Raw genomic sequence first — 13787 nt, forward strand, 5'->3', positions numbered from 1 at the left:
GGATTGGGGGCGGGGGAGGGCTCGGCGACACCGGGCAGACGTCCGCCCACGAGCCGCTCCAGTTCGGCCCTCGCCATCCAGTAGTCGCGGACCGACTCCAGATACGCCCTCCAGGCCTCCACCTGCTCACGTCGCGCGAGGAGGAGGGCGGGAAGGCCGATCTGCATGGCGTTGTACTGGCGCTGCGACTCCTCGACGATGGTGGTGCGCAGCGGGAGCACGACCTTCTGGTAGCGCTCCGCCATGTTCCGCAGCGTCACCAGCTTCGCCCTCGCCGCGCGCACCTCCGAGCGGGCGTTGACGGCCAGCTCCATCAGCCGGTTCTCACCCTGGCGGTGCTGCGCCTCCAGCTTCGCGATGAGCGCCTGACGTTGATCGAAGATGGGCAGCTCCAGCGACAGCGTGGGGCCCAGCAGGCGAGGCCCGTTCGCGTCGCGGTGCGTGTGCACGCCCACCTCCACGCGGCCGAAGAAGCGCGTGCTGCGCGCCAGCTCCAGCGCGTTCCACAACAGCGACGTCTGCTTGCGGGCCGCGTCGATGTCCAGCCGCTGCTCCATGGCGAGCGTCTCCAGGCGCTCCAGCGAGGTCTCGGCGGCGGGGACCTCCGGCAGCTGCTGTGTCAGCGTCCACTGGACCCTCGGGCCGTACAGGCCCATCAGGCGGGTGAGGTGTTCGCGCGCTTCGACGAGCGCCAGCTCATCCTGGGCCAGCTCCAAGCGCGCCTGCTCCAGCGCGGCCTGTTCGGTGGCCAGGGCCAGCACCGTGATGTTTCCCGCGGCGCGCTGCCGGTTGGACAGGTCCGCCGCCGCGTCCGCGGCCTGGAACACCTCGCGGCGCAGCGCGACCAGCTGCTGCCGGGCCTGCACCTCCGTGAACGCCTGGCGGACCTCCGCCGTCGTGGTCAGCGCCTCGTGCGCGACGCGCAGCGTGTCCGCCTGGAACTGCTCCTTCGCCACGCGCTTGCGCAAGGGCAGCGTGAAGAGGTCCACGAAGCTCTGGACGATGGAGAACTCGTGCTCGATGCCGCCCTCCGAGGTCACCGGGAAGCCGATGCTCCCGTCGAAGGACGGGTTGGTGAGCAGCCCGGCCTGCACCATGTCCGCCTGGGAGACGCCCAGCTCCTCGTACGTCGCCTGGAGCGCGGGGTTGTTGAGCAGCGCCACCTCCACCGCGCGGTCCGACGTGAGGTCGCCGGCCAGCAGGGCATCCAGGTGCTGCCGCACCTGCGCGTCCTCCGGCGTCCCCTGGTTCCAACGCGTCTTCAAGCCTGTCCGCTCCTCCACGAGCGCCGCCACTTCCTGGTGGCCGCGCTCCTTCTGGATGGACGCGCAGCCACCGAGCAGCAGAACCGCGAGGAGCCAGGGGGATTTCCAATGCACACGAGACCTCGAGAATGGATGTGCCCGTACGGCAGCCAGGACACCGGCGCCTGTCGAGCAAGGGTCGGGCCACGGCGTCAGGTGTCGCAACCCCACGGAATGACGGCGTCCGGGGGAGCACGTTCGCCCGGGCGCTTCGTGCGAGGTGTGACCGTCAACGTCACACTGTGATGCGCGATGCGGCGTCCAGGCCGGGCGCTTCGAGCCGCCCGACACCGGGGATGAAGCGGCCCACGCGCGCCGCGTAGCGCTGATAGGTGGCGCCGTGCAGGCGGAGCAGGTGGTCCTCCTCCAGCCGCACCTGGAGCGACACCAGCAGCACGTAGTCGAGCCAGCCCATCACGGTCCACGCGCTCGGGGTCGCGAGCGCCATGCCCGTCACCACGACGAGCATCCCGCTGAAGATGGGGTTGCGCACGACGCCGAAGAGGCCCCCCTTCACCAGCTCCGTCCGATCCGAGTCGATGCCGATGCGCCACGACGCGCCCATCTCCACCTGGGCCCGCACGGTGAAGACGAACCCCACGGCGACCAGGGCCCAGCCCGTCCACCGGAGCGCGGCGGGCACGTGCCACACGCCCAGCGCCTGCTCACCGAAGGCCAGGTGCGCCGCGCTCCAGAGCACGATGGCCCCCATGAACAGCGCCATTCCTACGCCGATGACCCGCTGGAGCGGCGGCCCGGAGCGGTGCAGCACCAGCGCCGGGCGGCCCGTGCGGCGGCGCAGGCGCACCGACGGCAACACCATGGCGAAGAGGAGGAAGGCGAGGGTGGCGGCGGGCAGGGCCGGCCGGGTGAAGGTGGCGACGTCCATGGGTGACCTCCAGCTGCGTTCCCCCACGCTGACGCCCGGCCCCGCGCGCCCTTACACCTGATTTTTCACGCGGGCGCGCAGTCGCAGTCCACGCAGCCCTGCGCGCAGCAATGGCCGCACAGCTCCACCAGCTGCTCGCCCAGGGCCTTCCGCGCGCGGTGCAGGCGCACGGCGGCGTTGTTGGCGGAGATGCCCGCCTCCTGCGCGTACGTGGCCACGGTGAGTCCCTCCAGGTCCACCCGGCGCACGGCCTCCGCGTACTCGGGCTTGAGCGTCCCCGCGAGCCCCGCCACGCAGCCGCACACCGTCGCTTCCAGGCCGTTGGCGTCCTCGGTGGACAGCGGCTGCTCGTGCGCCAGGGACTCCAGCGTGGAGACCTCCCGCTGGCCCCTCCGGTGACGGTCCACCAGCGCGTTGCGCAGGAGCCGGTAGAACCAGGCCACCGCGCTCTGCTCCTCGCGCAGGGCGCCTCCCTGCTCCATGCCCTTCACGAACGCGGCCTGAAGCACCTCGCGCGCCGCCTCCTGGCTCCCCACGCGCGGCGTGAGGAACGCGAGGAACGCATGGTGATGGCGCAGCAGCGCATCCATCGCTTCGGGTGACAGGCTCATGCCGGGAGCTTCCTGGCAGCCCTGCGTGCCGCGAGGCGCTCCTGGAACCCGTGCACCAGCGCGTAGAACGTGGGCAGGGCCAGCAGCGTGAAGAGGGTGGACGTGACGAGCCCGCCCACCATCACCACCGCCAGCGGACGTTCAATCTCCGTCCCGTGCAGCGGCAACACCAGCAGCGGCAAGAGCCCGAGGATGGCCGTGCCCGCCGTCATCAGCTTGGGCCGCACGCGGCCGAGGCTCGCCTCGCGCACGGCCTCCGCGAAGGGCTTGCCGCGGCCCATCAGGTCCTTCGTCTGCGCCACGAGCACCAGTCCGTTCTGCACCGCGATGCCGAACAGGCCGATGAGGCCCACCAGGCTGGACACGTTCCACGTCTCACCCGCGAGCAGCAGCGCGAGGATGCCGCCCACGAACGCGTCCGGCAGCGTGGCCAGGATGACCAGCGCCTCCGCCACGGAGTCCAGCGCGAGGTACAGCAGGACGAACACCGCGAGGAGCGCCAACGCGATGGCCACCGTCAGCGCCTGCGCCGCGCGCTCCTGGCTCTCCACCTTGCCGCCCACGTCCACGAAGTAGCCCGTGGGCAGCTTCAGCTGCGTGGCCAGCACCTCGCGCACCTCCGCCGCCGTGCTGCCCAGGTCGCGGCCGGACACGCCCGCCTCCACCGCGATGCGCCGGCTGCCTGCCTCGCGGCGCACGCTGCCCGCGCCGGAGGTCTCCTCGATGGTGGCCAGCTGGCTCAGGGGGATGCGCGTGCCGTCGTGCCCGTCCACCAGCAGGTTGCGGATGGCGTTCACGTCACCCCGGCGGTGGTCCGCCAGCCGGAGCACCAGGTCGTAGCGGCGCTGGCCCCGCCAGATCTGCGCGGACTCCTCACCCACGAGCCCCACGCGGACGGCCCGGATGACGTCCCCGGGCGTCAGTCCCACGCGCGCCACCGCCGCGCGGTTCACCGCGATGCGCAGCTGCGGCAGGCCGCTCAGCCGCTCCACCCGCAGGTCCTCCACGCCGTCCACCCGCGACATCAACGCACGCGCGCGCTCCGCGAGCTGCGACAGCGTGTCCAGGTCCGGCCCGAAGACGCGCACGGAGAGGTCCGCGGGGCTGCCTCCCAGCCCCTCGTCGATGCGCATCCCCAGCGGCGTGGTGAAGAGCACCGACACGCCGGGCACCTTCCCCACCGCCTCGCGCATCCGCGACTCCAGCCCCTCGCGGCCTCCGAGGGTGTCCTTCTTGAGGACCACCAGCACGTCGGACAGGGTGTGGGGCATCGGGTCCTCGGTGCGTTCGGCGCGGCCGGTGCGGCGCACCACGTCCTCCACCTCCGGGAACTCGCGCAGCACGTCCTCCACGCGGTGGTTGAGGCGGTCCACCTCCTCCAGGGACGCCTCCGCCGGCAGCACCGTCTGGAGCAGGAACGCGCCCTCGTCCAGCCGGGGCATGAAGTCGCTGCCCACCATGAAGGCCAGGCCCAGCGCGGGCACGGTGATGGCCAGCGCCACCACGCGCACCAGGCCCGCGTGGCGCATGCACCTGTCCAGGAGCGGCGCGTACGCGGCCTTCACCTTGCGGATGAGCCACACGTCCTCTGGCGAGTCCTCGCTCGGCGCGCGCAAGAAGAGGCCCGACACCACCGGCACCAGCGTGAGCGCCAGCGCGAGCGACGCGGCCAGGCACGCCACCACCGCCGCCGCGAGCGGCTGATACATGCGGCCCTCGATGCCCGACATCGCGAAGAGCGGGATGAACACCGAGACGACGATGAGCGTGGCGAAGGCGATGGGACGGCCCACCTCCATTGCCGCCGCCAGCGCCTCGTCGCGCACCGGGCGGCGCCCCTTGCCCTCGCGCAGGTCGTGGATGACGTTCTCCACGACGATGATGGCCGCGTCCACCAGCAGGCCCACCGCGATGGCCAGCCCGCCCAGCGTCATCGTGTTCAACCCGATGCCCGCCGCCTTGAGCAGCAGTCCCGCCAGCGCCAGCGACAGGGGCAGGGTGAGCGTGACGATGAGCGCCGCGCGCCAGTCCCCCAGCAGCAGGAAGAGCACGCCCACCACCAGGAACGCGCCCAGCAGGATGGCCCGGCCCACGCCTCCCAGCGCGGAGCCCACCAGCTCGGATTGGTCATAGACGACGCGCAGCTGCACGCCCGGCGGCAGGGAGCGGCGCAGCTCGTCGATGGCCGCGCGCACGCCTTCGGCCACCTGCACGGTGTCCGCGCCGAACTGCTTGCTCACGCGGCAGCTCACCACCTCGCCCTCCAGCCGGTGCGCCATGCCCCGGCGCGGCGCGGGGGCTTCGCGCACGTCCGCCACGTCGCCCAGCAGCACGGGCGTCCCGTCCCGCAGCGCGACCACGGTGTTGCTCAGGTCCTCCACCGTCTCCGCCCGGCCCACGGCGCGCACGGCCCACTCCATGGGGCCCTGCGTGACGAAGCCTCCGGAGGCGTTGACGCTGGCGCCCTCCAGGCCGTGCTGGACCTCGTCCAGGGTGATGCCTCGCGCCACCAGCTGATCCGGATCCAGCAGCACCTGGAACTGGCGCAGGTAGCCGCCCAGCCGCTCCACGCCCGCGACGCCGGGCACCGCGAGCAGCCGGTTCTTGATGTCGAACTCCGCCAGGTCGCGCAGCGCCATCAGGTCCGCGCTGCCGGGCTCCGCCTCCAGCGTGAACTCGAAGACCTCGTTGAGCCGGCCGGTGAGGCTGGACACGAGCGGCGCGTCGGTGCCGGGGGGCAGCTCGCCCTCGGCCTGCGCCACCCGCTCCGCCACGTACTGGCGGCTGCGGAAGTAGTCCGCGTCCGGTTCGAACTCCACCGTCACCTGCGTGACGCCCAGCTGCGAGGTGGAGCGGATGCGGCGCACCTCGGGCAGGCCCGCCAGCGCCACCTCCATGGGGATGGCCACCGCCGTCTCCAGCTCCTCGGCGCCCATGGCCGCGTTCTGGACGATGACGTTGAAGATGGGCGCGGACAGGTCCGGGAACACGTCCTGGCGCAGGTTGCGGAGCGCCACCGCTCCGAAGGCCGCCAGCGCCAGGACGACGAGCACCGTCAGCCCGGGCCGGGCGAAGGACGCGCGGAGGATGCGCCCCGGCAACGTCGTGCGGGGATCAGTGCCCATGCTCGTCACCTCCGCCCTGGGACTTCTCCACCTCGGCCTTGAGCAGGAACGCGCCCTCGACCACCACCTCGTCGCCCACGGTGAGGCCCTTCAGGACCTCCACCTGCGTGCCCAGGCTGCGGCCGCGGCCCACCTCGCGCTGCTCGAAGACACCGGCCTCCGGCGTGGGCAGGAACACCACCCAGCCGTTCTCCAGCCGCTGGAGCGACGCCGCGGGCACGGCCGTGAGCGTGGCGCCCGGATCCCCCAGCGGGATGGACGCCGACGCGGACATGCCTGGCCTGAGGAGCCCCTTGCCGTTGTCCAGCTCCAGGCGCACGGGGATGGTGCGGCTGTGGGGATCCACCCGCTGCCCCACGAGGCCCACCTTCGCGGCGAACTCCTGGCCCGGGAACGCGGCGAAGGTGACGCGCGCGTCCGCGCCCGGCTTCAGGCGCACGGCGTCCCGTTCGAACGCGTGGACGATGAGCCACAGCGACGACAGGTCGCCGACGCGGAAGAGCGGCTGGGACGGATCCGCCATCTGCCCCAGCCGCGCGGTGCGCTCCACGACGGTGCCGTCGATGGGCGCCTTGAGGACGAAGCCCGACGAGCCGTCACCTCCATTGCCCGCCCCCAACGCCGCGAGCGCGGCCTTCGCGGCGGCGACCTCCGCCTCCGCGGCGGCGGCGTCCGCTTCAGCGGCCTGCGCGTCCTTGCGCGCGACGATGCGCTCCTCGGCCAGCGTGCGCTTGCGGTCCGCGGCCTGCCGGGCGGCGGTGGCGCGGGCCTGGGTGGCCTGGAGATCCGCGCGGGCGCGGCCCAGCTCCGGACTCTGGAGCTCCGCCAGCCGCTGGCCCTGCTTCACGGCCTGGCCCGTCGTCACGGCGACGGACGCCACGCGCGCGGAGACCGGCGAGGCCACCTCCGCGTAGGCGTCTTCACTGAAGGTCAGCTCGCCCAGCGCGGTGACGCTCTCTCCGCCCGGGCGGGCCTCCACCTTCGCGGTGGTGACGCGCAGGTCGCGGAGCATCTCCTGGGGGACGTGCACGTGGATGACGTCCCCGGACTCGACGTGGAGCTTCTCCTCGGCGGCCTCGTCGTGGCCGTGTTCGTGCGCGTCGCCGTGCTCCGGCTTGGAGGACTTGCAGGCGGTGAGGCCCACGAGGACGGACAGCAGCAGCAGCGTGGGCTTCATGGCAGGGCTCCCGTTTCCATTTCCAACTGCACACGAGCAAGGGCCAGTCGCAGCAGGCCTTCGAGCCACGCGGCCCGCGCCTCCAGCGTGTCGCGACGGACGAGGAGGAAGGCCGCGAGGTCCATCTCCCCGGCGTCATAGGAGCGCTGCGCCAGCGCCTCGTTGTCATCCAATAGCGGCAGCACCTCCTCCAGGGACCCGAGCGCGCCGAGGCTCGCGCGGTAACGGAACTCCGCGGCCTGGACCTGTGCGGGCACGACGGCGCGCGCGGCGGCCAGCTCCTGCTCGGCGCGGGCTGCCTCGGCTTCACCCACGAGGCGCGCTTCCTGGCCTCGGGCGAAGAGGGGCAGGGGCACGCTGAGCGTCCCCAGGAACACCGTCTCGTCGGCCTCCTTCTGGTAGCGCGCGCCCACCGTCACATCCGGCAGCACCTGGCGCCGGCCCAGCGTCGCGGCGGCCTTCGCCTGGACCTGCTCCTGCTCCAGGGCCACCAGGTCCGCGCGCGCTCCCGCGTTGTCCGGCACCTCGCGGACGGGCGCCCGCGCGAGCGCCCGGAGGTCATCGTCGTAGGTGGCCATGGGCCTCGCGCGGTAGCCCAGGCGCACCTCCAGCTCCTCCCGCAGCGCGTGGATCTCGCCGACCGCGACCTGGGCCTCCGCTCGGGCCCGGGCGTGCGCCACCTTCGCCACGTTCACGTCCACGGCTGGAACGTCACCGGCCGCGTAGCGCCGCTCCGTGGCCTGGACGGTGCGCGCCGCCGCTTCCGCCGCGGCGTCCACCAGCTTCTTGCGCTCCCTGGCTTGCAGCAGGCGCAGGAAGGCCGCGGCCACGTCCCCCAGCAGGAGCCGCTCCGCGTCGCGCAGGCGGGCCTCCTCCATGGACAGGCCCGCGCGCGCCGCCTCGCGCCGCAGGCCCTGCTTGCCGCCCAGCTCCAAGGGCTGCGACAGGCCCAACGCGAGGTCCAGGCCGTGGTCGCCATTGGGGAGCCGGCGCGGGCCCACCTGGACGTCGAGCTGGGGGTTCTCGCGCAGGAGCGGCGCGGCGCTCGCCAGGGGACCTTGCGCGGCGCGCACGCGGGCCCGGGCCTCGACCAGCGCCGGGGCGTGCTCGCGCGCCAGGGCGAAGACGTCCTGGAGGGTGATGCGGGAGGGAGCCGCGCCACCAGGGCGCGGCCAGAGCAGTGCAGCGGCCAGCCCGAGGGCGGCCGTCGCGGAACGGATGGACACGGGAGAAGACCTCTTCGGAAGGCGGGCCGCGCGCATCCATGGACCCGGGCAGGAGGCCGGGCACACCGGTGGCGGGGCGCGTGCGGACGACGACGGACGCGGGCCTTAAACGAGAGGGACTATCGGGGGATGGAGGATGTCCTCCGCGTCGGCGGAGGACGGCTCCAGGGCTTCGGGCGTGATGGGGGGCTCCCGGAACAGGGAGCCCACGAGGCCCGGCAACGGCACGGCGACGGCCAGGGGCTTCGCGTGCGCGCAGCAGGCGCAGTCCACGCAGGTGGGGGCGCACTGGCCCTGCGCGTCGTCATCCGCGCAGCCCGTGAGGCACGTCTCCGCCTGCCGCGCCGGCCCGAAGGCATGCGCGAGCCCGCCCCCGATGGGAGCGAGCAGCATCAGGCAGATGAAGAGCCAGAGTCGGAGCACTGGAGCGGTCTTCTAGCACGCTCCGGTGGAAGTACACACGCCGTGAGGGCAGGGCAGGCGGCGCGAGGAGCGCTGCTCAGCCGCCAATGCCCTTGCGCAGCCGGGACCAGTCGAAGTTGGCCGCCGGGTCGTCCTTGCGGCCCTTGGGCACGGCCACGTCCTTGTGACCGACGATGTTCTTCGCCGGCACGTCGTACTCCTGCTTCAGGTAGCCCACGAGCTTCGTCAGCGACTTGTACTGCGCCTCCGTGAAGGCCGTCTTGCCGCTGCCGTCGTTGACGATCTCGATGCCGATGGAGCGCGCGTTCACGTCCGTGGGCACGCCGTGCAGCTCCCCCTTGCCCGCGTGCCACGCGCGCTTGGTGTCGCCGACCAGCTGGTAGATCTTCCCATCGCGGTCCAGCATGTAGTGCGCGGACACCTTGCTGTCCTTGTTGCGCATCCACGACAGGTCCCCGGAGCCGTTGTTGGTGCCGGTGTGGTGCAGCACGATGGTGTCGATGTCCGCGCCGTTGCGCGAGTCGCTGTTGGGCGAGGGCGCACTGATGACCGCGGGCTTGGTGAACTTCCCGGGCTCCGTGGGCGGAGGCGTCGTCGTCTTGAGCGCCTTCGTCAGCGCCGCGGCCGTCTGCGTGCCGTAGTAGCCGGTGGCGGAGATCTTGTTGTCCGCCTGGAACTTCTTCACCGCCGCCTCGGTCGCCGGCCCGAAGGAGCCGGTGCCCGTGTTCATCTGCGCCTGCGTCATGTAGCCCAGCTTCACCAGCCCCTGCTGCAGCTGCTTCACCTTCGCCCCGGAGTCACCCTTGCCCAGGCCGGCCGGCGGTGCCGTGAGGGCCGTGGACGCGGCCGCGGCGCGCGCGGGAGCGGCGGTGCGGGGGGCCGTGGCGGCGGTGCTCGCGGGCGCGTTGGCGGTGGCGCGGGTAGGCGTGGCGCGGACGGTCATGGTGTACGATTCCAGGAAGAGTGGATAGTTGCTGCTATCGCGATTATCGGCGTCGCGTGCGGGAAGTTGTGTGCCGGGAGTGAAACGACACCGCCCCGGCGTCAGCTGCCGGCGGCGCGGCGCGGCGACTCGGCGCGTCCGGCCGTGTCACCCCGCACCTGCGAGTACGGATCCAACGGGTCCCCCCCCAGCGCCTCCAGCGCCACCAGGGTGCCCAGGCCCATGCGCCGCGCGTGGTCCAACAGCAGGCGCGTCACCACGTGATCCTCCAGCGCGTGGCCGGTGGAGTCGAACACCGTGTTGCGCTCGCACCAGCCCGCGAACTCCTCCGGCTGCTGCACCACCGTGGCCAGGTCCGGGCCAATCTGATCCGGGTGGAGCTGCTGACACTCACCCTCCAGGCGCGCCTGCGCGGGAAAGTCCGGCACGACGAGGCTGCGCCGCAGGAGCGCCAGGGGCAGCTCCGCCTTGCCCGGCTGGTCCGAGCCCACCGCGTTGATGTGCGCGTGCGGCTGGAGCGCGTGGCCGGAGATGACAGCCCCGGCGCCCGGGGCGACGGTGGTCGCGGTGCAGAGGATGTCCGAGCGCAGCTCCAGGTCCGGCAGCAGCGTGGGCCGCACGTCCAGTCCCAGGAACGCCACGCGCCGCACGAAGGATCGCGCCGCGTCCGGATCGACGTCGTGCACCAGCACCTGGTCCAACCGGAACACGCGGCTGAGCGCATGCAACTGGGACACGGCCTGCGCGCCGCAGCCCACCAGCCCCAGCACCCGGCTGTCCGGATGCGCCAGGTAGCGGCTGGCCACCGCCGACGCCGCGCCGGTGCGCAGCGCCGTGGCGAACACGCCGTCCATCACCGCCACCAGGTGGCCCGTCTTCACGTCGTAGATGCTGTGGGACGCGACCAGCGTGGGCAGCCCGGAGTCCCCCCGGTTGCTGGGGAGGGAGGCGGACACCCTCACGGTCAGGCTGTCCCCGCGCCGCAGGGCGGGCATCCAGCCCATCGTCCCGGAGGGCCTCGGGTCGCTCACCACCTGGAAGCCCTCCCGCTTGGGGACCTGCAGGACGGACTCGTCGAATTCCCGCAGCGCCACGGTGAGCGCCTGGATGAGCTCGTCCATCAGGACGTCCAGCCCCACGCCCTCCACGAGCGCGCGCAAGTCAGTGGGACCGAGCAGGAGGGTGTGAGGAGCCGGGAGCGTCATGTGCGCGGAGTCTACGCCCCTGACAGGAATTGCAACGGGTCAGTTTTGATTACGAATTCCTGTCTTGCTGTGGCTTTTGAATACAGGTGCAGGGAACAAGGTGGCGAGGGGGCCATGTTGGAATCGGGGCTCGACATCCGGCGGAACCACGTGTCCCCGGCTTCGTGCCCGCCCGCTCAAGCCGCTCCACCCCAAACGCCCGAGTGAACGCCTCCTTGACGCCCTCCGTTCCCAGGACGCCCGTGCTCACCGCCGTCTCCGGCCTGTCCCACCGCCGTACCGATGAAGCGCCCGGCGCGCCCCGCGCGCGCGTCCTCCTGGTGGACGACACGCCGGCGAACCTGCTCGCCCTGGAGGCCATCCTGGAGCCGCTTGGCCAGCAGGTGGTGTCGGTGCGCTCCGGCGACGAGGCGCTGAAGGCGCTGCTGTTGGACGAGTACGCGTGCGTGCTGATGGACGTGCAGATGCCGGGGCTGGATGGCCTGGAGACGGCGCGCCTGTTGCGCACCCGCGAGCGCACGAAGCACCTGCCCATCCTCTTCATCACCGCGCTCAGCCGCGAGGCGGCCTACGTCACCCGGGGCTACGAATACGGCGCGGTGGACTACCTGCTCAAGCCCGTGGACCCGGACATCCTGCGCGCCAAGGTGTCGGTGTTCGTGGAGCTGTACCTGCGCGGAGAGAAGCTGCGGCAGCAGGCGCTGGAGCTGGCGGAGCGCCGCCGCGTGGAGGAGGAGCTGCAGCGCGCGACGGAGCTCGAGCAGCAGCTGGTGGGAATCGTGGGGCACGACATCCGCACGCCGCTCGCGGCCATCCTCACCACGGCCAACGTCCAGCTGTCGCGCGAGGTGCTGCCGGAAGCCCAGCGCAAGGCCTTCGAGCGCGTGGCCCGGGGCGGTGAGCGCATCCAGCGCATCGTGGATCAGCTGCTGGACTTCACCCGCGCGCGCGTGGGCGGAGGCATCCCGGTGGTGCCGGGCGCGGGCGACCTCAACGAGCTGTGCCGCAAGGTCGTGGACGAGCTGCGCGCGGCGAAGCCGGAGCGCTCCATCCTGTGCGACTTCGTCCGCGACAGCCTCCCGGGCGTGTGGGACCTGGACCGGCTGGCGCAGGTGGTGGCCAACCTGCTGGACAACGCGCTCAAGTACAGCCCGCGAGACACCCCCGTGCGCCTGCGCACCTATGAGCAGGGCGCGGACACCGTCCACCTGGAGGTCCAGAACGCAGGGGCTCCCATCCCCGCGCACGTGCTGCCCACGCTCTTCCAGCCCTTCCGCCGCGGCGACGGCGAGGGCCAGCGCGAGAGCCTGGGCCTGGGGCTCTACATCGCGCGCAGCATCGTGGAGGCGCACGGCGGAACCCTCCGGGTAGAATCCACCCCGGACGTCGGGACGATCTTCTCTCTCTGTCTTCCGCGTCAGGCTTTGGTTGAGACCCGCGCGCACTCCGCGTGCGCGCGAGCCTCCGAGCCGATGACGGCTTGAAACACAAGGCCGTTCGCGTCACGGACAGTGCATTGCAGTGGTGGCTGATTACTCCACTTGAAAGCCATACAACAATCCATCCACATCAAAACCTCTCATAAGTTGAGGCAAGCATGTGGAGGGTTTGCTACAATGCCAGACGTCCGGGAGGCAGACCGTCCTGGCGCGAAAAGTGTCCGCTTTGGGGAGGGTGCGCGACAAATGAACGACAACTCGACGTGGATTCCCGTGGATGGAAGCGACCCGATGCGTGCGTGGGTGCGACGCCCCGCCTCTGGAACGGGTCCGGCCCTGCTGCTGCTGATGGTGGAGGCGTTCGAGGGAAACGCACACCTGAAGCTGATGGCCGAGCGCTTCAGTGAAGAGGGCTACGTGGTGGTGGTGCCCGACCTCGCCTCGCGAGGGGAGCCGGAGGAGGTGGACCTGAAGCCGGTGGTAGCCTGGGCGCGCTCGCTTCCGGAGGTGGTGGGGCTCCGGGGCAAGAAGCAGGTCGGCGCGCTGGGCTACGGGCTGGGCGGGACGCTGGCCGCGCAGCTGGCGGCGCACGCGCACGTGGACTGCGCGGTGGCCTACTGCGCGCCCGGCATGGAGGACGTGCTCGCGCAGGCGGGTGAGAGCGCGGCCCCCATGGTGCTCCACTACGCGGAGTGGGACGGCTTCGTGCCGCCGGCCGCGGTGGCGCGGGTGAAGCAGCACGTGAGCGTGGACGTGGAGCTGTACGTGTACCAGGGCGTGCGCCACGGCTTCTTCCGCGAGGGGTCGCCGGCGTGGCACCGGCCCTCGATGATGACGGCGCACACGCGCACGCTCGCGCTGCTCAAGCGCGTGATGGGGCCGCGCTACGACCTGGCCGCGCTGTGGGACAAGCACACGGAGCTGGAGTTCGCCGCCCGCGACGCGGACGCGACCATGAAGACCATGGTGTCGCACCCGTACGTCAACAGCGTGCCGGTGATGACGGGGGGCGTGGGCGCGGAGTACCTGCACCGCTTCTACGCGAACCACTTCGTCCACGCGAACCCCAAGGACACGAAGATGACCCTGCTGTCGCGCACCGTGGGCGCGGACCGCGTGGTGGACGAGTTCATCTTCAGCTTCACCCACGACATCGAGATGGACTGGATGCTCCCGGGCATCCCGCCCACCGGGAAGTACGTGGAGGCGGCCTTCGTGGCGGTGGTGAACTTCCGCGGGGACAAGCTCTACCACGAGCACATCTACTGGGATCAGGCCGCCGTCCTGGTGCAGCTGGGCCTGATTGACAGGAAGGGCCTGCCCGTCACCGGCGCCGAGGCCGCGCGCAAGCTGCTGGATGAGACCCTCCCGTCCAACACCCTGATGGAGAAGTGGGACGAGAGCGCGCCCTCCAACAACCGCAAGGCCGGCTGACGCGGCCGGGA

The 13787-nt window shown here is 71.8% G+C and carries 11 protein-coding genes; 2 read left to right on the plus strand and 9 right to left on the minus strand.

The genetic code is table 11. The features are described from left to right. From D7W82_RS11720 to D7W82_RS11760, 9 genes are all read right to left on the minus strand, one after another. A partial coding sequence (locus D7W82_RS11720) for a TolC family protein (protein WP_147439297.1) occupies positions 1-1379 on the minus strand: 1379 nt, incomplete at its 3' end. Between the two features lie 160 nt (positions 1380-1539). Beyond that, positions 1540-2193, minus strand: a complete 654-nt coding sequence (locus D7W82_RS11725; protein ID WP_120618423.1) for an isoprenylcysteine carboxylmethyltransferase family protein — start codon at positions 2191-2193, stop codon at positions 1540-1542. A 65-nt stretch (positions 2194-2258) separates the two neighbouring features. Then, positions 2259-2804, minus strand: a complete 546-nt coding sequence (locus D7W82_RS11730; protein ID WP_120618424.1) for an RNA polymerase sigma factor — start codon at positions 2802-2804, stop codon at positions 2259-2261. Beyond that, positions 2801-5929 carry an efflux RND transporter permease subunit gene (locus D7W82_RS11735; RefSeq protein ID WP_120618425.1) on the minus strand — a complete coding sequence of 1043 codons (3129 nt, stop codon included), beginning with the start codon at positions 5927-5929 and terminating at the stop codon, positions 2801-2803. The genes D7W82_RS11730 and D7W82_RS11735 overlap by 4 nt, the downstream gene beginning before the upstream one ends. Beyond that, a complete protein-coding gene (locus tag D7W82_RS11740) occupies positions 5919-7106 on the minus strand; it encodes an efflux RND transporter periplasmic adaptor subunit (RefSeq protein WP_120618426.1) in 1188 nt (395 codons plus the stop codon). The genes D7W82_RS11735 and D7W82_RS11740 overlap by 11 nt, the downstream gene beginning before the upstream one ends. Further along, positions 7103-8332, minus strand: a complete 1230-nt coding sequence (locus D7W82_RS11745) for a TolC family protein (protein WP_233587431.1) — start codon at positions 8330-8332, stop codon at positions 7103-7105. The genes D7W82_RS11740 and D7W82_RS11745 overlap by 4 nt, the downstream gene beginning before the upstream one ends. Positions 8333-8437: 105 nt before the next feature. Continuing rightward, positions 8438-8755, minus strand: coding sequence for a hypothetical protein (locus D7W82_RS11750; RefSeq protein ID WP_120618428.1), 318 nt, complete (start codon positions 8753-8755; stop codon positions 8438-8440). A gap of 76 nt (positions 8756-8831) precedes the next feature. Continuing rightward, a complete protein-coding gene (locus D7W82_RS11755) occupies positions 8832-9698 on the minus strand; it encodes an N-acetylmuramoyl-L-alanine amidase (protein ID WP_120618429.1) in 867 nt (288 codons plus the stop codon). Positions 9699-9799: 101 nt separating this feature from the next. After that, on the minus strand, positions 9800-10903 hold the full coding sequence (locus D7W82_RS11760) for an ornithine cyclodeaminase family protein (protein WP_120618430.1): 1104 nt from the start codon (positions 10901-10903) through the stop codon (positions 9800-9802). A 215-nt stretch (positions 10904-11118) separates the two neighbouring features. Between D7W82_RS11760 and D7W82_RS11765 the strand changes: the two genes are divergently transcribed. Beyond that, a complete protein-coding gene (locus D7W82_RS11765; RefSeq protein WP_233587432.1) occupies positions 11119-12387 on the plus strand; it encodes an ATP-binding protein in 1269 nt (422 codons plus the stop codon). Positions 12388-12588: 201 nt separating this feature from the next. Then, the gene (locus tag D7W82_RS11770; protein ID WP_233587433.1) at positions 12589-13776 is read left to right on the plus strand and encodes an alpha/beta fold hydrolase; all 1188 of its coding nucleotides are present in this window, start codon (positions 12589-12591) and stop codon (positions 13774-13776) included. Positions 13777-13787 lie beyond the last annotated feature (11 nt).

It is taken from the genome of Corallococcus sp. CA049B (genome assembly GCF_003611685.1).
GTDB classification, from domain to species: domain Bacteria; phylum Myxococcota; class Myxococcia; order Myxococcales; family Myxococcaceae; genus Corallococcus; species Corallococcus coralloides.

What these genes read in the sequence shown, in the direction of transcription:
- D7W82_RS11735 (WP_120618425.1), bottom strand. Translation starts at nt 5,929, where the DNA reads ATGGGCACTGATCCCCGCACGACGTTGCCGGGGCGCATCCTCCGCGCG.
- D7W82_RS11730 (WP_120618424.1), bottom strand. Translation starts at nt 2,804, where the DNA reads ATGAGCCTGTCACCCGAAGCGATGGATGCGCTGCTGCGCCATCACCAT.
- D7W82_RS11725 (WP_120618423.1), bottom strand. Translation starts at nt 2,193, where the DNA reads ATGGACGTCGCCACCTTCACCCGGCCGGCCCTGCCCGCCGCCACCCTC.
- D7W82_RS11755 (WP_120618429.1), bottom strand. Translation starts at nt 9,698, where the DNA reads ATGACCGTCCGCGCCACGCCTACCCGCGCCACCGCCAACGCGCCCGCG.
- D7W82_RS11770 (WP_233587433.1), top strand. Translation starts at nt 12,589, where the DNA reads ATGAACGACAACTCGACGTGGATTCCCGTGGATGGAAGCGACCCGATG.
- D7W82_RS11740 (WP_120618426.1), bottom strand. Translation starts at nt 7,106, where the DNA reads ATGAAGCCCACGCTGCTGCTGCTGTCCGTCCTCGTGGGCCTCACCGCC.
- D7W82_RS11760 (WP_120618430.1), bottom strand. Translation starts at nt 10,903, where the DNA reads ATGACGCTCCCGGCTCCTCACACCCTCCTGCTCGGTCCCACTGACTTG.